Origin of the sequence: Vibrio rotiferianus, assembly GCF_002214395.1 — a bacterium.
GTDB lineage: Bacteria > Pseudomonadota > Gammaproteobacteria > Enterobacterales > Vibrionaceae > Vibrio > Vibrio rotiferianus.
In genome coordinates this window covers 1,125,808-1,143,734 of the sequence record NZ_CP018311.1, presented here as the reverse complement: position 1 = coordinate 1,143,734, position 17,927 = coordinate 1,125,808, and the positions used below count along the sequence as shown (strand labels likewise).

Annotated in this window: 13 protein-coding genes; 5 read left to right on the top strand and 8 right to left on the bottom strand. The window is 46.5% G+C overall.

What is annotated here, in order from left to right:
• Nucleotides 1-11: 11 nt before the first annotated feature.
• A complete protein-coding gene (locus tag BSZ04_RS05390; protein ID WP_088879771.1) occupies nucleotides 12-1,412 on the bottom strand; it encodes a tryptophanase in 1,401 nt (466 codons plus the stop codon).
• A 296-nt stretch (nucleotides 1,413-1,708) separates the two neighbouring features.
• A complete protein-coding gene (locus BSZ04_RS05385; RefSeq protein ID WP_088879770.1) occupies nucleotides 1,709-2,953 on the bottom strand; it encodes an NADH:ubiquinone reductase (Na(+)-transporting) subunit B in 1,245 nt (414 codons plus the stop codon).
• Between the two features lie 167 nt (nucleotides 2,954-3,120).
• Here BSZ04_RS05385 and BSZ04_RS05380 point away from each other — a divergent pair, with 167 nt between their 5' ends.
• The gene (locus tag BSZ04_RS05380) at nucleotides 3,121-3,528 is read left to right on the top strand and encodes a cystatin (RefSeq protein WP_088879769.1); all 408 of its coding nucleotides are present in this window, start codon (nucleotides 3,121-3,123) and stop codon (nucleotides 3,526-3,528) included.
• A gap of 31 nt (nucleotides 3,529-3,559) precedes the next feature.
• Here the strand turns inward: BSZ04_RS05380 and BSZ04_RS05375 are convergent, their stop codons facing one another.
• The 5 genes from BSZ04_RS05375 to BSZ04_RS05355 all read right to left on the bottom strand — a co-directional run bounded on the left by BSZ04_RS05375 (nucleotide 3,560) and on the right by BSZ04_RS05355 (nucleotide 9,180).
• Nucleotides 3,560-4,042 carry a hypothetical protein gene (locus BSZ04_RS05375; RefSeq protein ID WP_088879768.1) on the bottom strand — a complete coding sequence of 161 codons (483 nt, stop codon included), beginning with the start codon at nucleotides 4,040-4,042 and terminating at the stop codon, nucleotides 3,560-3,562.
• Nucleotides 4,039-4,572 carry a GrpB family protein gene (locus tag BSZ04_RS05370; protein ID WP_088879767.1) on the bottom strand — a complete coding sequence of 178 codons (534 nt, stop codon included), beginning with the start codon at nucleotides 4,570-4,572 and terminating at the stop codon, nucleotides 4,039-4,041. The genes BSZ04_RS05375 and BSZ04_RS05370 overlap by 4 nt, the downstream gene beginning before the upstream one ends.
• 144 nt (nucleotides 4,573-4,716) lie before the next feature.
• Nucleotides 4,717-5,949, bottom strand: coding sequence for an L-2-hydroxyglutarate oxidase (lhgO, locus tag BSZ04_RS05365; protein ID WP_088879766.1), 1,233 nt, complete (start codon nucleotides 5,947-5,949; stop codon nucleotides 4,717-4,719).
• An 8-nt stretch (nucleotides 5,950-5,957) separates the two neighbouring features.
• Nucleotides 5,958-8,081: a TRAP transporter permease gene (locus BSZ04_RS05360; RefSeq protein ID WP_088879765.1), complete on the bottom strand. Its 2,124-nt coding sequence runs from the start codon at nucleotides 8,079-8,081 to the stop codon at nucleotides 5,958-5,960.
• Between the two features lie 88 nt (nucleotides 8,082-8,169).
• Nucleotides 8,170-9,180 (bottom strand): TAXI family TRAP transporter solute-binding subunit, encoded by a 1,011-nt coding sequence (locus BSZ04_RS05355; protein ID WP_005374185.1) that lies wholly within the window; start codon nucleotides 9,178-9,180, stop codon nucleotides 8,170-8,172.
• 835 nt (nucleotides 9,181-10,015) lie between these two features.
• On the opposite strand from BSZ04_RS05355, the gene brnQ reads away from it, so the two are divergent.
• Complete coding sequence (gene brnQ / locus BSZ04_RS05350) at nucleotides 10,016-11,326, top strand: branched-chain amino acid transport system II carrier protein (protein ID WP_088879764.1); 1,311 nt, start codon at nucleotides 10,016-10,018, stop codon at nucleotides 11,324-11,326.
• Between the two features lie 65 nt (nucleotides 11,327-11,391).
• On the opposite strand, the gene BSZ04_RS05345 is transcribed toward brnQ, so the two are convergent.
• On the bottom strand, nucleotides 11,392-12,741 hold the full coding sequence (locus tag BSZ04_RS05345) for a sigma-54-dependent transcriptional regulator (protein WP_088879763.1): 1,350 nt from the start codon (nucleotides 12,739-12,741) through the stop codon (nucleotides 11,392-11,394).
• 177 nt (nucleotides 12,742-12,918) lie between these two features.
• On the opposite strand from BSZ04_RS05345, the gene BSZ04_RS05340 reads away from it, so the two are divergent.
• From BSZ04_RS05340 to BSZ04_RS05330, 3 genes are all read left to right on the top strand, one after another.
• Nucleotides 12,919-14,979: a sensor histidine kinase gene (locus tag BSZ04_RS05340; RefSeq protein WP_088879762.1), complete on the top strand. Its 2,061-nt coding sequence runs from the start codon at nucleotides 12,919-12,921 to the stop codon at nucleotides 14,977-14,979.
• A gap of 198 nt (nucleotides 14,980-15,177) precedes the next feature.
• The gene (locus tag BSZ04_RS05335) at nucleotides 15,178-16,305 is read left to right on the top strand and encodes a conjugal transfer protein TraF (RefSeq protein ID WP_010453246.1); all 1,128 of its coding nucleotides are present in this window, start codon (nucleotides 15,178-15,180) and stop codon (nucleotides 16,303-16,305) included.
• A gap of 207 nt (nucleotides 16,306-16,512) precedes the next feature.
• Complete coding sequence (locus BSZ04_RS05330) at nucleotides 16,513-17,904, top strand: glycoside hydrolase family 1 protein (RefSeq protein ID WP_088879761.1); 1,392 nt, start codon at nucleotides 16,513-16,515, stop codon at nucleotides 17,902-17,904.
• The last annotated feature ends 23 nt before the right edge of the window (nucleotides 17,905-17,927 follow it).

Genomic DNA, 17,927 nt, shown 5'->3' with positions numbered 1-17,927 from the left:
CCTCAGAGCTATCAATCCAGTTCGCGGAAACGAGCCGTGAAGTGGCGAAGTACTGGTGGTTCGTATTCAAACGTCAATCCTTTCAGTTCATGAGCACGATTCTTCAACTCGATGATCGCATCAGCGATGTAATCCATGTGATCGTTGGTGTAAACACGACGTGGAATGGTCAAACGCATCAACTCAAGTTCCGACGCTTTTTGTTCACCTGTTTCCGGATCGCGACCAAGCAGCAGTGAACCAATCTCTACTGCACGAATGCCTGCCTCTAAGTACAAGGCATTACATAGCACCTGCGCCGGAAATTGATCCGCTGGGATATGAGGTAAGATCTTCGCCGCATCAACGAAGACAGCATGACCACCTGTTGGGTATTGAATTGGAATGCCACCCTCGCGTAGACGCTCACCCAAGTATTGCACTTGGCTAATGCGGTAGTGAAGGTAATCCTCATCCGCACCTTCATACAATCCGCGAGCCAAGGCTTCCATATCACGACCTGCCATACCACCGTAAGTGACAAAGCCTTCCATCGGTACACATCGTGTTTGAACCGCTTGGAAAAGCTCTTGATGATCGCGAATACAACACATACCACCAATATTCACCATCGGATCTTTTTTCGCTGACATGGTGAGCATGTCACCGTATTGGTACATCTCGCGAATGATTTCGAGAATCGATTTGTTCTCATAACCCGCTTCACGCAGCTTGATAAAGTAAGCATTCTCACAGTAACGAGCCGAATCAATCACCACAGGGATGTCGTACTTGGTTGCAATCTCGTACACGCTACGCATGTTTTCCATCGACACAGGCTGACCACCAGAGCTGTTACACGTTACCGTCGTGATGATCGCACAGATATTGTTAGAACCGTGTTCTTCAATCGTTGCTACCAGCTTATTGAGGTCAAAATTACCCTTCCAGTCATATGGCGTTGTAGTATCGAACGCTTCTTCCGTTACCACGTTAATCGCTTTACCGCCATTGAGTTCAATGTGGCCCGCAGTGGTATCGAAGTGATAATTCGAGATAAATACGGGCGTTTCACCACCGCGAACCTGACGCATACGTTCAATCAAAGCAGGGAATAGGATTTGCTCCGCCCCGCGACCTTGGTGCGCAGGCACTGTGAGCTTGTAACCAAAGAAATGCTCTACGGCGTCACACAAGTTGTAATAGTTACGACTGCCTGCATAGGACTCATCGCCCATCATGATACCTGCCCACTGATTGTCACTCATGGCACCTGTACCAGAGTCAGTCAGTAGGTCGATGTAGACATCATCACTACGAAGAAGAAATGGGTTAAAGCCCGCTTGTTTAAGGGCAACTTCTCGGTCAGCCAAGGTCGTCATTTTGATTGGCTCAACCATTTTGATACGGAACGGTTCTGGGATACGTTTCATTGTTAATTTCCTTATACGCATGACCCTACGCATTTAAGCGTAAGATTAAAAACAAACTGATAATCTGCTTTTCAATGCGGGAGCATTGAGGAAATTAACGCGCAGAGATTTTACTAAGAAGAGACAAGCAGTAGTCTAGGTTGTACCAGAACGACAGCACCAAACGGCTATCGAGAATATCCTTAATTCTCATCGTCTTCGTCCTCCTGATAAAAAGAAAAGCCAGAAACCCCATGTCTCTGACCTTTTCAATATAGTGCAGTTTTCAATCAAATTTCAGTGAAGCTTACCTCATTTTACGAAGGTCTCACCCTTTTCATTCTGCGTTTAACGTTGTTCTCTTTGACCATGTAGTCGAACAGCGGTGCGAATAAGTTAGCAAAAAGAATCGCTAACATGATGCCTTCCGGATAGGCTGGGTTTAGCACTCGAATAAATATCGTCATCACACCAATCAAAATACCGTAAGCCCATTTACCACCATTTGTGAAGGCAGCCGATACTGGGTCTGTCGCCATAAAGAAGGTACCAAACGCAACACCACCAATCACAAAGTGCCAGTAAAACGGCATAGAGAACATAGGATTAGTATTCGAGCCAATCGCATTAAGCAGTAGCGATGTCACAGCTAAACCCACAAAGACCCCAGCAACAATTCGCCACGAAGCGATCTTCATAAAGATCAGCACCAGACCTGTGAGTGCGATCAGCAAGGTGGATACTTCCCCCATCGAACCGGGCAGATTGCCAACGAACGCGTCCATCCATGAGATAGGCTGCCCCGTCATGTTGTTCATCAAAGCACTCTGTCCCCCCTCATACCATTGGCTCAGCGGTGTTGCGCCGGAGTAACCATCTGCCGCAACCCAAACCGCGCCGCCAGACATGTTAGCGGGATAAGCGAAGTACAAGAAGGCTCGCCCTGCTAGTGCCGGGTTTAAGAAGTTTCGCCCCGTGCCACCGAATATCTCTTTCGCTACCACGATACCAAAAGTGATACCTAAGGCGGCTTGCCACAGTGGAATGGTTGGCGGCAGAATCAATGAGAACAGAATGGAGCTCACGAAGAAGCCTTCATTCACTTCATGTTTGCGGACGATGGCAAACAGAACTTCCCAAAAACCACCAACGATGAACACCGTCGCGTAGACAGGCAGAAAATAGGTCGCGCCAACAAGCATTTTACTTGCCCAACCTGCTTGGCTCGCGGCTTCTACCGAACCCCAAACCCAGCTTAGCCCCCAAGAGGCATCAATGGCTTGCTGCGCTGCCGCTTGGTCAAGGCCATAGAGCAAAGCGTCACTGGATTGCTGACCAATGTTGTACATACCCCAAAACATCGCAGGAAATACGGCTAACCACACCATAATCATGATGCGCTTTAAATCGATGCTGTCTCGAACGTGTGTAGTGCCATGATTCACTTTACCCGGCGTATAAAAAAGGGTTTCAACAGCTTCAAAGAGTGGGTAGAACTTGTGGTACTGGCCTCCCGGTTCAAACTTTGGTGAGACCTTTTCAAAATAATGCTTCAGACTCATAACGTCTCCTCCTCTAAACAGTGTTACGAGTGCCACTCAAAAGCGATCGTTTTTACCCTTTCACTCTTCTGATCCGTATCTATGAGCTGTTACGTAATACCCTGTGATTATGTAAACCGTGAAAGTCGTGCTTATACTCAATCAATAACCAAACAACGGAGTGAATTATGAAGTTAAGGATGATGTGGACAACCATTATGGCTATTACCGCGCTTCCATTTGCTACCAGTGCCCTAGCGGTCGACAAACAAATGTCACCAGCTTTAAAGAAGAAAATGCAAGCGATATGCGACGCACAAGGTGGTGTCGCGGGAGGTTGGCAAGTGGCGAAAGTCACCCCAGATGCTGAGCGCTCTCTCAGTATGATTCTGCATCAAATGAATGCTACGGATAAGCTAAAACAAATCAATGATGTGAGAACCCAAGTCGTCGGCGGCATTCACTACGCGATGGAGTTTGAACTCAAAGACGGGCAAGTTTGGAATGCGATTGTGTTGCACAGCGCCCGCGGCGATTACATGATTGAGAGGCACGCCAAGAAAGGCGAACTCTGCCCTAAAGGTGGAGAGTCCTAACGGCTCTTCCAAATACAGCAAAGGCGACAGTTTAGTCGCCTTTGTTCTTTTCGGGTTTAGCAACGACTTCAAACGCTCGTGTAAACTGATAACTCATAATCTGGGGGCGAATCAAATCGCATGCTAAATCAGAAGCATCATGCTTGGTGAATGGTAAATGTTCCGATAGAACCTCTTTGGACTCTTTATCAACCGTTTGAAAGGATTCAATAATTCTTAGAGGAACGTGAAACTGACGATCTCTCACAAGAAAGAAATAGTATTGGAGATGCTCGCCATACGTCGCTGCGTTGTTAATCTCGCTACCAATTTTTACCGCTTCAACACGACTGCCTTCACAATCAAATTTAAACACATTGGTAATTTCTGCTTCCATAGAGCCTGGGACATAGACCACATAGTCAACACTGAGATCATGACTAACTAATACATAACTCTCGTCGCGCTCGTGCAGTTGATACGCAAAAGAATAAAATGCACTACAAAGCAAAATGAGCCCCAGCGGTGTCCTCATTCGGTCTTCCACTCATTTATGACTTTACGTACGAGACTCGTCTTAGCATCGGTATATTCTTCGATGGTAATTTCAGCTTGCTTCACCAAAGAAAACTTCAGAGCTAAGTACTCACTTCTAAGCTCAGCATTTCCATTTAGTCTATCTCGAAATTGAATCCAGTCTCGCCACAACTGTCCTTGATACTGAGTGAGGTGCAGATAGTGTGTTTTGACTTGATAAGAATCATCGGTGAACTTTGCAAAGACAATCTCATCTTGCTTTTCCACTTTCAAGCGCAGAAATCCAACACTTTTCAGTGCATCAATCAGCTTTGGAGAAACATGAGGAAAGTGCTCAATACCTAGCACAATATCGATAATGGGTTTGGCAGGCATATCCAAAATAGCAGTACTGCCAATATGCTCGATTTGAGTTGGCGGAATCTCCGTCACTAACGCCAGTTCAGATCGGCTGCGTGCAAACTCCTGTCGCCATGCTGGGTCATGTTTAACGACGTCTACTTTGTGATTGGCTAAACCTAGTTTCATCCATCCCTCTCCTGATAAACCCAAGTATCATAAGAAGGAAGTAATCCAACCACCAAAGTAAAAGCCAAACTTCCGGCACACCCGACAATAATCACCCAACAAATAGAGTCATCTCTGGTGTACTTTTAGTTTGGCTTTCTACTGTTAAACCGTCTCGGTTTTCGCCTCTATCTTCTCATTCACCTTATCGCAAATGTACTCCCCAATCGGCATTGCAGATGTCGCTGCAGGAGAGGGGGCGTTGCAAACGTGCAGGCTTCTTGCGCTCTCGGCAAACAAGAAGTCATGAACCAAAGTGCCATCGGATAACACTGCTTGCGCACGAATACCCGCAGGATATGGTTTGAGATCGTCGACCTTGATGCTCGGGCAATATTTGTTGACCAACTTGAGGTAGCCCGGCTTCCACCACGAGTTCTTAAACTCATCCAGTCCAGTTTTTAGATGCTTTTGTGTCACTTTCCAGAAACCGGAGAAGCTCAGCATTTGCATGGTATCTTGCAAGCTGAAGTTAACCTTGTCGTACCCTTCTCGCTTCCAGCCTTGCACCGCGTTTGGACCAACAGTCACACTGCCATCAATCATACGAGTCAGGTGGACGCCCAAGAATGGCAAATCAGGGTCGGGAATTGGGTAAATAAGATGATTCACCACTTGGTCGTGTTTGCTATCTAAACGGTAGTATTCGCCGCGATAAGGGATGATCTGAAAATCGGTTGGAATACCCATCATCTTAGTCATACGATCCGCCATCAAGCCGCTGCAAGTAACCAAGAACTTGGTATTAAGTTGCATGGTTTGACCGTCTGAAATGCAGGTCAATTGGACTTCTTCGTCCTTCTCTTCGGCAGCCACCACTTTAGTTCTCAGGCTAATTTGCCCGCCGAGCTTTTGGAACTCTTCCGCCATCTGCTCAGTGACCAAACGATAGTCGACAATACTGGTGGTTTTGACATAAATCGCGCCTAAGCCAGTGATGTTTGGCTCAGCCAGCTTGAGTTGGACTTCATCGAGTAGCTTTACGTCAATGCCGTTGACATGACAGCGCTCATAGAGGGCATTCATGCGTTCGACTTCTTGCTCGTTGGTCGCAACCAGTAGCTTGCCACAGTTCTCCACCGGAATATCGTGCTCAGCACAGAACGAAATGGTTCGCTCTACCCCACGCTTACAAAAATCGGCTTTTAAGCTGCCTGGTGCGTAGTACACCCCAGCATGAATCACGCCACTATTGTGTCCGGTTTGATGCTTGGCAAAACCGGACTCTTTCTCAACCAATAAAATGGATTTTTCTGGATGACGTTGCTGCAGTTGCCATGCCGTCGACACACCAACGATACCGCCACCAACAATGATGTAGTCATAGACTGATTTCATACGACCTCTTATAAAACCGATAGTTGAGATTGTTGCAATTTGAACTTGCGACCACTGTAAATAAAAATCGCGACAAATACTGCGCAACTTGCTACACGAACCAACATTGGGATGTCGTGCCAAACAAGCAATGTACCCACCACAATCAACACAAGACGCATCAGAATGTTTAGTGGACCTTCCAAGTAGCCTTCAATCGCACCAATCAATGCATAGGTACCGATGATGGCGAAGAAGCCCACGGTAATTACCGACGTCACATCCCAGCTTACTAAGCCTGTGTAGGCAATAAGTAGCGGTACAAGATACAAACCTTTGGCGATTTTCCACGCCATCAAACCGGTGCGCATCGGTGGTGTTTTGGCGATGGTTGCTGCTGCAAAAGCGGTCAAACACACTGGTGGTGTTACGTTGCTGTCTTGCGATAACCAGAAGATGATAAGGTGAGCAGCCAGCAATGCCAAACCTACTGCTTCCATACCCAAACTTTGCTCTAGTAGAGTTTCCATAAAGTCCGCAGGTACTAGCGCCACCATTTCTTTCGCGGTTTCCAACGCCATTGGTGCATTAAGCAGTTCCAGCTTTTCTGGCGCTGCCAACATAAAGATCGCTTTTGCTTGCTCTGGCAATTGACCCGACACCATCAATTCAAGCAATTGGTTTTCCGCAATCAACTTGTAAAGCGCAGGGGCAGACAGTGTGCCCAATACAATATACGCCGCTGTCACAGGTAAACCCATACCCAAAACAAGAGAAGCGAGTGCAATCAGAACGATCATGATGAACAAGTCGCCATTCGCCCAACCGTCGATCATCAGTGAGAATGTGTTGCCGATGCCCGTTGTGCTGATCACGTTGATCACCAAACCAATACCCACCAGCAATACCGCGGTTGTCGCCATGTTTTTCGCACCTTGTGACAGCGCTTCGATGATCGCTTTTGGTCCCATCTTGTGATCTTTCGAGAACCAAGAAGCCACCACCACAGAAATGATCGACAAGCCCGCAGCGTAAGTTGGCGTAAAACCTTGAACCAACAAAGTAACCAATACAGCCAGTGGGATAAGGTTGTGCCAACCGCTGATCAACACTTTAAGTAATGATTCATCGCTGGTCGTGATTTTTTGAACGCCGCTCCGTTTGGCTTCGATACGCACAAAGAACGCCACAGACAAGAAATAGATAAGAGCAGGAATGAAAGAAACGGCAATAATATCAACATAAGGAATTTGCGTGTAAGACGCCATGATGAAAGCACCCGCGCCCATCACGGGTGGCATCAACTGACCTCCTGTCGACGCCGCCGCTTCAACGCCCGCCGCGAAGCGCGAAGGGAAACCTGCTTTTTGCATCAAAGGAATACTGATAACACCGGTTGAAACCGTATTTGCCACACTTGAGCCAGATACTGAACCCATTAAACCGGAGCCAATCACCGCAATAAAACCGGGACCGCCGATTATTTTGCCAGCCGCGGCACGTGCCACATTGATGATGTAATCACCAACACCAGAGCGAACAAGAAATGCACCAAACAAAATGAACATAAATACAAAAGTCCAGCTGATGCGCGAGATAGAACCAAACATGCCCTCAGAAGAGTAAAAGCTGCGGTAGAGCAAGGTTTCCATGCTCAACCCCGGGAAATGGAAAATGCCTGTTGCCCACTTACCCCAAAGCACAACGTAACTCAAACACACCACAATCAGCACTGGAATAAACCAACCCATGGTCCGTCGAATCAGCTCAATAACAATCAGAATTGCCATGATGGCGAAGACCCAATCGCTGGTCCCAAACTTTACGCCACGCTCATACAGCGCATCTTCGGCATAGGGAATGTAGAGCAAACACGCGACCGCGCCCATGGCAATTAACACATCAATGCCGAGTGCAATCTTACTCTGCTTGAGGGAGATATGAGCCGGATACCAAAGCGCACAAATAACCGCAAAGCCAGCAAAGTGGGTCGCGGAAATCCATAACTCTGGTAACGTCGATAAGGTATTAAACCAAATGTGCAAAGCAGACAACACCACGCCAAACACTGTGATTGTTGTGGTTACCCACGGAAAATCAGTGCGCGTGGGCAGCTCAAATTTCTGCAATTCCTTTTCTATTGAGTCGCTCATCTCATACTCCAAGCTCTGGCGGCTTTTTCCATCTTAGAAATCGGTAAGGATAAAATGCCCCGAGCCGAAACTCGGGGCGAAGTTGGCGTTATTTCGCCATTAGATCTGATGGGATTTCGATGCCCATTTCTTTGTAGTAACGCGCTGCGCCTGGGTGAAGAGGCACTGGCAAACCAGCAATCGCTTTCTCAATCGCCATTGCTTTTGTTGCTTTGTGGATGCCTTGTAGGAAAGGCAGGTTCTCGTAGATCGCTTTGGTTAGCTGGTAAACGTCTTCTTCCGAGATATCTTCACGAACTGCCAAGAAGTTTGGCTGTGCAATGGTGGTGATCGGCTTATCTAGACCCGGGTACGTGTTCGCTGGGATCTCGTACTTCGTCCATAGGTTGTAGTTGCCGTTCGCCTCTTTGATTTGCTCGTCAGTAAACGAGAGAATCGAAATGTCTTTACCCAGCGCAGCAAAAGCTTGGGTTACTGCACCAACTGGCACACCCGCAGGCGTGTTCATGCCGTCAATGGTGCCGTTTTGAAGTGCGCTCGCACTGCCGCCATAGCCCATGTACGCAAGATTGAATTTATCAGGGTCTACCTTCAGACCTTTCATGATTTGGCGACCAGAGTTCTCAGTACCTGAGTTCTTCTTACCGATAGAGAACTTCTTGCCATCTAGGTTGTTCAGGTCAGTCACTGTGCCAGTTTTTGCTAAGTCAGAGCGAACAATAAAGTGCTCAACGTTTTGCCACAGCATAGAGACTGAACGCAGCTGCTCTTGGCGACCGCTTTTCTCATAAGGACCTTCGCCAGACCAAGCCCATGCACCGTAAAGACCTTGTAGAATCGCGAACTGTGCTTCGTTTTCGTTCAGCAGTTTGACGTTTTCACCAGAGCCCGCAGAGCTGATTGCAGAAAGGGAGAAGTGGTGCTTTGGTGCCAATTTCACTTTGCTTAACGTTGCCAGCGCTACGCCCACAGGGTAGTAGGTACCACCTGTCGATGCCGTTGCAAGAATGTAGCTACGATCTTCTGCCGCAGCGTTAGCAGCAATACCAAAAGAAGTCACAGCGACAGCCAAAGCTTTTACCAGCTTATTCATTTTCATTATTACTCTCCGTGTAGTCGTTTCACGATTGGGGATTTACATCATGTTAAATCTTTATTAACAACAAATTCCCTAGAGCAATTGAAATGCCAACTTTTAAGTTATTGTATTTATTGACATAAGTGTAGGAGCACATCAAAAATGAGCAAAATAATGCTGATTTGATAGCAAAGCGATGAGCAAGATCTTGCTTATTCAAGAGGAGAAGGTTGCACGCCTAGATCGCAAAAGGTTAATAAAATGTGACCAACACGAAACAAATGCCTAATTCACTAATAAGCAATATTTTGCCGACGTGATTTTGGATTGAACTGCAGCGAATGAGCGTCTTAACAATAAGAAGAAAAAGCGCATCATTCTAAACTGCTCACTTTATCAGCGGAGGTTTATAGCCTAAACGACTACAAATAGCACAAAAATACAGCAAAACAAGCCATGTTACAGAAATGAAAAGTCATTTATTCTAACTTTGAATTCAGAAAGCAGTTCGATCCACCAGTTAAAAAACAAACATTGACCGTATCAACTTATTTCCTACTTCGGGGTTGTGCCAATAGCCCTATGTTCGTTAGGGTAACAACACGCCAAGGCAAACGTATTCCTTGGTATTTTTCGTCATTAAGGATCACTCATGTCAGCAACTGCGCAATTACAATTCGCTTTAAAACGCCCATCTGGCGTTGCTGCTGCGATCCTCCTGCTCTCTCTGAAACTGATTCAGAGCTGACAGGCTATATCTAAACTTTCTGTCAGCTTGAGAAGAAGCTGACGGGAACACCATATACTCCTCCCATTCCTTTCAGTTTCTTCCAAGCGAAACATAAGAGGAATAACAATGTTAAGCGCACGCAATATCGCCGCTTTGGGCTTCATGACTTTCGCCATGTACTTAGGCGCGGGTAACCTGATCTTCCCTCCATTTTTGGGTTATCAAGCAGGTGAAAACTTTCTGAGCGGGATGTCTGGCTTCCTCTTAACGGGCGTAGGTCTGCCTGCAATGGCACTGGTGATGGTCGCTATCGTAAACGGTTCAGACAAATTAACCGCCGCCCTACCTAAACCTTTGGCGACCAGTTTTTGGGTGATGGTGTTTATCGTAATTGGTCCTGCGTTCGTAATACCACGTGCGATTACCGTCGCTTACCAATTTAGCTTTGCACCAATGTTTGGTGATGCCGCTTTGGTGCCTTTCACAATTGCTTTCTGTGTTATCACAATCTTGTTTGCGCTATACCCGGGCAAATTGGTCGACAACCTAGGCAAGATCTTAACTCCTGCATTGATGGGGATCTTAATCATCATGTCTGTGACTGCTTTGGTTTCTCCAGCAGGCGAGCTTACTACTGCAACGGGACCATATGTATCTGGCGCATTTGCTGAAGGCTTAACCCAAGGCTACATGACCATGGATGCGCTAGGTTCTATCGGTTTTGGTTGGATTATCTTCCGCGCGATTCGTAGCATGGGTGTGGATTGTCCGGAAGCCACAGCAAAATACACACTAATTGCTGCTTTGATGTACGCGGTTGCCATGGCATTTGTTTACATCTCATTGGCTTACATTGGCTCGACAAGCTCATACTTGGGTTCTGAATTCAGCAACGGTGGCGATATCTTAACGGCATTCACCTTCAGCCACTTCGGCGCATTTGGCTCACTATTACTAGGTGCCGTGATGGTATTAGCGTGTTTGACTACTGCTATCGGCGTAACCACCGCAGGCAGTGAGTTTTACGACAACACTTTCAGCAAAGTGAACTACAAAGGCTGCGTTATCACGACTATGGTGTTGGCAGGTTTGATCGCCAACGTAGGTCTGGAGCAACTATTGGCTATCACATTGCCAGCGGTTGTGGCGCTTCACCCAGTAGCGATTGCGTTGATGATCATGGCACCTGTGCGCAACAAGATGTCGCAAATCATGGTCATCGCGACGGCGTTCACTGCTCTAGCGTTTGGTTGTGTTGATGCGTTGCACATCCTAGGTTACATGCCAGAAGCCGCAAACCAATGGTTAGACAGCAACATGCCGCTGTACCACTACTTTGCAAGCTGGATTGTTCCTACGATTGCTATGGTGATTGTGGGTGTAGTCTTTACCCGCAAGGCAAGCCAACAACAAGCCGAGTTGGTAAACCAAGCCTAGATTGGCAAGTAACTTAACAAATAAGTACCTCAACAAAAAAACGGCTTCCTCAGAAGCCGTTTTTTCTATGTATAGTCAGAGCGATTCAAACCAAATTTCTGCATCTTTTGGTTGAGGGTTCGGCGCGGTAAATCTAACTCGACCATCACATCCGTAATTCGTCCTTGGTGTCGAACTAAGGAATCGTGTAGTACCTTACGTTCAAAGTTGTGTAGCTGAATCGCCAACGGAACGCCTGCTTGTGTCTCTTCGGTTGTAGAAGATGGTCGACTGGAGAGAATTTCCATTACGGAGACGGTTTCATCCAGAGCAAAACGCATCGCGACATTCCTTAGCTCACGCACGTTACCGGGCCAAGCGTAAGCAAGAATGGCTTTTCTATCGGCTTCACTCAGCGGACGACTCTCAGGGTTACTTTTCAGAGCAAAGTGTTCGAACAAGATCAACGCGTCTTCTTCTCGCTCACGTAATGGTGGCAAATAGATCTGCGCCACATTGAGTCGATAATACAAATCCTGACGAAACTCATCATGATCATTGAGATCTTCTTTCGCAGCGGCGATCACTCTCAAATCAACCGAGATCTGCTGATTACCCCCAACGCGCTCAACCGTATGTTCCTGCAATGAACGTAAGACTTTCACCTGCATCGACAGCGGCATACTCTCGATTTCATCAAAAAATAAGGTGCCTTTATCCGCGTATTCCAATTTACCAATGCGCTTTTTGCCCGCTCCGGTAAATGCCCCTGCTTCATGCCCAAACAGCTCACTTTCAAATAGATTTTCAGGAATTGCACCACAGTTGATTGGCACAAAATGATGGGTTCTGCGTTGGCTTTCATTGTGCAAACTGGTCGCTACCAGCTCTTTACCACAACCTGTTTCACCGTAAATGATCACATTGGTATCAATGCGCGCTAACTTGGCAACTTGTTCTCTAAGCTGTTGCATCACTCGGCTTCGCCCAATCAACACTTCTTCTAAGCCACTAACGCTAGATAGGTACTCTTGGCGATCTTGAGTAGACGTTTGTGCGCGATAGCTCTCTACCGCTTCGGTCACTCGTTGGGATAAGCGCTCAGGTTGAAAAGGTTTCTCGATAAAATCGAACGCACCGTTTTGCAACGCCCCTACTGCCATATCGACATCACCATGTCCGGTGATCAAGATAACCGGCGTTGGAATGTGATTGGCAATCAGGCTTTCTATTATCGACAAACCATCGGTGTCTGGCAGGCGAACATCACTGACAATCGCATCAAATTCTTGGCTAAGAATGGCGGCTTTGCCCTCTTCGCCTAAACTGAACGCAGTCACATCGAACCCCGCCAGTTGCAGCCATTGGCTGGTAGCCTGACGAACAATGTCATCGTCTTCGATAAGTGCAATTTTAGGGGTGTCGTCAAAAGCCATGAGTTACTGCCTGCTTTATAGGTGGGAAAGAAATCGCTCTTTGTTAACGGTAGCAAAAACCACTGAGGAGAAAAGGAGCTAGATCTCACTTCTTGCTTACAAGTCTTTAACATCCAACCAGTTAGGCGCACTCTTTAAAGACTGTCGGTGAGGACGCATTAGCTGAATGGAGTCAGTATGCAGCGCAAAAGGAATGGCAAAACATGGCTTGTGGTCGCAATTGCGGCAGTGCTGATGTTGTCTTGCTATAGCGCCAGCAGAGAGGTTGCCCGTCAGTGGTTGAGCGTACAAACTCAAACCGAAGCTCAACAAAAGCTGCTCGACTATATTGGTGAAGTTCGTCGAGCACTTAAACGCTTCTACCATCTGCCTTACCTTGTTACCAACAATCCAGAAACCATCGCGTTTGTGAAAGGAAACCGAACTTATTACGAACCGTTGCAAACCCAACTGACTCAACTCGATAAAGCTGCCAATACAGAAGGGTGGTTAATTCTGTCTAACTCTGGTGAAGTATTGGTGTCGAGTTTGATAGAAGAGCGCTTTAGCCTGTCTGACCGAAAAGCCATTGTGGAACAAATTCACAATCAAGGCGGCGGTGTTTCCTTGGTGAACAAAACCAAAGGTTCGAGCCCATTGTATTATCTTGCAGCCCCTATCTACGACGGTCTAGATATCGCAGGCATTGTGGTGGTGCAAATCAACCTGAGCTTATTGACCGAACAGACCATTACTAGCCAAGACATCATTACGTTGCAAAATCGCCAGCAACGCTTTTTCCTATCGAGTAGCTCGCTTTATAGCGCTGACTGGTTTAACGAACCGAGCAATACCGTTCAGTTAGAAACTCAACGCTTATACGACAACACCAATATCAGTGTGTGGACGCTCAACCAACAACGTTATTTTGCGCACACCGTTAAATTGGATGATTTGAATTGGTACGTAAGTTACCTCACTCCTTCCAAACCGATTCAACAAGCCATCAATGTAATTGGTTGGAGCGTGGCGGTGCTGATCTTGTTGGTTGTATTACTCGTCATCATTGGTCTACAGCGTCGCCAGAAACACATCAACCAACAGCGAATTCAAGCTCTGTTGGAAGAATCCCAACGCCGCTTAAAACAAATGATCAATAAGACCCACGTAGGTTTGCTATTGATTGATGAACAAGGGCAACTGTTCGATCTCAACCCAATGGCGAAGCGTTTGTTCTGTTTACCGGAAAGCGTCAATCGACACGCTTTTGCTTGGGAATTATTCGACGCAGGCAATCCCAATTCCACCACACTTAAGTTGCTGAAGGACTTGCCTAAACATAAAGAGCTCGCAGAGATCAGCACGGTCGAAACCATAGCCAGACGCAGTGACGGAAGCGCCTTTCCTGTCCTATTTTCTCTGACCAGTTTTCCATGGCATGGCGAGCAGTATTTCCTTGCGACGATCATCGATATCAGCAAGCGGAAAAAAGCCGAGCAATCACTGCAACAGGTCAACCAAGAACTGGCGCAGCGGGTAGAAGAGCGAACTCAAGCGCTAAAAAAAGCACAAAGCCAATTGATTGAATCGAGCAAAATGGCAGCCTTAGGTCGCATGTCAAGCGCGCTCACTCATGAGCTCAATCAGCCACTAACAGGCTTGCGAACCCTGCTCACAACAAACGAGCTGCTAGCGGAACGTGGCGAAACCGAGATGATGAAAGCCAACAATGTCTTAGTACAGAAACTGATTGATCGCATGGCAAGCATGACCAGTCAGCTAAAGACATTTGCTTACAACAAGCCAGAAAGACTACAAGAGATTTCCCTCACAACCGCTTTAGAAGAAACCCTACGAGTTTATCAATCTCAATTAGAGAACGTTGACGTGCGTGTACGTGTTCCTCACGATTTACCTAACATCATGGGTGAAGAACAACGACTGCTTCAAGTGCTCGGCAATCTTGTGTCAAACGCTTTGGATGCAATGGACCAAACCGACAATCCGCAGCTGAGTTTGATCGTCAATCCAACAGAAAATCAAGTTGAACTGCTTGTCAGTGATAATGGCTGCGGCGTATCAGATGAGATGCTTGAATCCATGTTCGAACCATTCCAAACCTCAAAGAAAATTGGTAAAGGTTTAGGACTCGGTTTAGCGATCACGGCTAATAATATGCGTGACATGGGTGGTAGTATTTCTGTGCGCATAAACCACTCCAGAGGCCTTTCCTTTGAGCTTATTTTTATAGCTGCCTAGAAAGCAATCAATAACCACATATTTTTGCTCAAATATATTTACAAGATAATTGATAAGAGCGTCTAAATAATGAGACAATTTACATAAGTTGCATAAGCAGACAAAAACCAACGTCTGCACACCTATAACAATGCAACTGTAAATCCGATCTATTCAATTGCTTCGGCAACAAAAATATAAAGTAACAATGGAAACGTTATGAACAAATTAGCTTTTGCAGTGGCTAGTGCACTAACCGTGCTTTCAACACAATCAATTGCGGCACCATACGTCGCAGATGCTCGCAGCCATGCGATGGGTAACACTGGTGTGGTTTCAGCAGATTACCTAACAGCCCCACTTCACAACCCTGCTCTTGGTGCGTTATACCGTGAAAACGATGATGTCGGCCTACTTCTGCCTGCATTTGGTATCAATGCGAATGACAAAGATGAAGCGCTTACCACTGTCGAAGATGCGCAAGACCTGTACGATCGCATTAAAGGCATGCCAACACCTGCAGATGAGGCAGAAATGTCTCGCTTACTAGATAAGCTCGATGATAGTGCTCCAGTAGCAATCAACGGTGGTCTAGGTCTGGCTATCGCAATCCCGACTCGCCATGTTTCAATCAACCTATTTAGTACAGGTTATGTTGAAGTGATCGCTGCTCCAGACATTGCTGATTCTGGTACGGTAGAGCAGCGCTACCTGAACTCAAACGTTGAGCTAGTGGCATTTGGCACTGCTGAATACGGCGTTTCATTTGCACGCAACTTTGAGCTAGGCGGCCAAAACATCGCGTTTGGTATCTCTCCTAAATACCAACAATTGATGACCTACTCTCAGCGCACTTCTCTAGATGATTTTGATGTCGAAGATTACGATAAGAGTGAAGTATCAAAGAGTGCCTTCAACATGGATCTAGGCATGGCGTGGCACAAAAATGCATTCCGCGCTGGTATCACTATTAAAGATCTGTTCAAACAAGACATCGATACAGAACTTGGCGGGTACACTTACGAACTCACCCCTCAAGCAACTGTGGGTCTTGGTTATGCAAGCGACTACGTTTCATTTAGCATTGATGCCGACTTAACCAAGCAAAAACGTTTCAAAGAACTAGCAGACGACACTCAATTTGTTCGAGTTGGTATTGAAGGCAATGCTTGGGGTTGGGCACAACTACGAGCAGGTTATGAGATGGATCTAGAAGATACTTTAGAGAACTCAATTACTGCAGGTATTGGCATCAGCCCATTTGATGTCGTTAGCTTAGACATCGCAGGCTCTTATGCTGGTGAAAACCAACTAGGTGCAGCAGCAAACCTAGCATTTACTTTCTAAATGTTATCTCCAGCCTTGCATAAGCGGGGCTGGAACTCTATTTCCAACTATTCTGATTTACCCCCCTTCCGATTAAAAAAATACCAGTTGAGCCATCTTCTCCCGTAGCTTGAGAAAAACACGATCTCAATATCAGAATCCCTCTTTGACCTACACTATTCTCAAATACAGAAAACACATATTTCAAAACAATAAAGAGTGAGAAACATGATTAAGTTTCCTGAACATTTTCTTTGGGGCGGTGCCATTGCTGCTAACCAAGTAGAAGGGTCGTACAACCTTGGGGGGAAAGGGCTATCGACTTCGGACATGCTGCCAAACGGTATTTTGAGTCCGCATCAAACCCGTGAAGACCGTACGCCGGGTATCAAAGACCTGGCAATTGACTTCTACAATCGCTACCCAGAAGACATTGCGCTGTTCAAAGAGATGGGATTTAACTGTCTACGCCTGTCTTTGGCGTGGAGCCGCATCTTCCCGAATGGTGACGAGCTAGAACCGAACGAAGAAGGTTTGGCGTTCTACGATAAAATTTTTGATGAGCTAGCGAAGCACGATATCCAACCTTTCGTGACCTTATCTCACTACGAAATGCCTTACGCACTGGTTGAAAACTACGGCGGTTGGGGCGATCGTCGCGTGATCGAGTTCTTCGAACGTTATGCTCGCACCGTGCTTGAACGCTACAAAGACAAAGTGAAGCTGTGGTTAACGTTCAACGAAATCAATATGTCTCTGCATGCGCCATTTACTGGTGTCGGCTTGCAAGAAGACGCTAACGAACAAGAGATTTATCAAGCGATTCACCACCAGCTAGTGGCAAATGCGAAAGCGGTAAAACTGTGTCAGCAAATCGTACCAAACGGCAAGATTGGTAACATGCTGCTTGGCGCGATCAACTACCCATATACCTGTAACCCTGATGACGTGCTGGCAGCAATGCACGAAAACAACAAATGGTTGTTCTTCGGTGATGTACAAACTCGTGGTCAGTACCCAGGCTACATGAAGCGTTACTTCCGCGAAAATGGCATTAAAATTCAGATGGAAGCAGGCGACTTAGAAGAAATTGCGTCTGCGAGTGTAGATTTCATCTCATTCAGCTACTACGCAAGTGGCTGTGCAAGTGCGGATCCGAAACAGAAAGAAGTGGGCAACATCGTCGATAGCGTACCAAACCCATATCTTGAGAAGAGCCAATGGGGTTGGCTGATCGATCCAAAAGGTCTACGCGTTCTGCTTAATTTCCTACACGATCGCTACCAAAAGCCACTGTTCGTCGTAGAAAACGGCTTAGGTGCACGTGATGAAATCGATGAAAACGGTGAGATTCAAGATGATTACCGCATCGCTTACTTGAACGACCACCTTGTGCAAGCACACGAAGCGATCCTTGATGGTGTTGAGTTGATGGGCTTCACGAGCTGGGGACCAATCGATTTGGTCGCGAACTCAACTGCTGAAATGAGCAAACGTTACGGTTACATCTACGTTGATCGCCACAACGATGGCCAAGGTACGTTAGAGCGTAAACGTAAGAAGAGCTTCTTCTGGTATCAAGATGTGATTCGCACTGCAGGCGGTTCTCTCAAAAGCTAGTCTTAATAAGAAACTCATCAGAA

Bases quoted from the DNA above. Each gene is read 5' to 3' on its own strand.
- BSZ04_RS05385 (WP_088879770.1), bottom strand. From the start codon at position 2,953: ATGAGTCTGAAGCATTATTTTGAAAAGGTCTCACCAAAGTTTGAACCG.
- BSZ04_RS05375 (WP_088879768.1), bottom strand. From the start codon at position 4,042: ATGAGGACACCGCTGGGGCTCATTTTGCTTTGTAGTGCATTTTATTCT.
- lhgO (WP_088879766.1), bottom strand. From the start codon at position 5,949: ATGAAATCAGTCTATGACTACATCATTGTTGGTGGCGGTATCGTTGGT.
- BSZ04_RS05380 (WP_088879769.1), top strand. From the start codon at position 3,121: ATGAAGTTAAGGATGATGTGGACAACCATTATGGCTATTACCGCGCTT.
- BSZ04_RS05390 (WP_088879771.1), bottom strand. From the start codon at position 1,412: ATGAAACGTATCCCAGAACCGTTCCGTATCAAAATGGTTGAGCCAATC.
- BSZ04_RS05335 (WP_010453246.1), top strand. From the start codon at position 15,178: ATGAACAAATTAGCTTTTGCAGTGGCTAGTGCACTAACCGTGCTTTCA.
- BSZ04_RS05355 (WP_005374185.1), bottom strand. From the start codon at position 9,180: ATGAAAATGAATAAGCTGGTAAAAGCTTTGGCTGTCGCTGTGACTTCT.
- BSZ04_RS05360 (WP_088879765.1), bottom strand. From the start codon at position 8,081: ATGAGCGACTCAATAGAAAAGGAATTGCAGAAATTTGAGCTGCCCACG.
- BSZ04_RS05370 (WP_088879767.1), bottom strand. From the start codon at position 4,572: ATGAAACTAGGTTTAGCCAATCACAAAGTAGACGTCGTTAAACATGAC.
- BSZ04_RS05330 (WP_088879761.1), top strand. From the start codon at position 16,513: ATGATTAAGTTTCCTGAACATTTTCTTTGGGGCGGTGCCATTGCTGCT.
- BSZ04_RS05340 (WP_088879762.1), top strand. From the start codon at position 12,919: ATGCAGCGCAAAAGGAATGGCAAAACATGGCTTGTGGTCGCAATTGCG.
- brnQ (WP_088879764.1), top strand. From the start codon at position 10,016: ATGTTAAGCGCACGCAATATCGCCGCTTTGGGCTTCATGACTTTCGCC.
- BSZ04_RS05345 (WP_088879763.1), bottom strand. From the start codon at position 12,741: ATGGCTTTTGACGACACCCCTAAAATTGCACTTATCGAAGACGATGAC.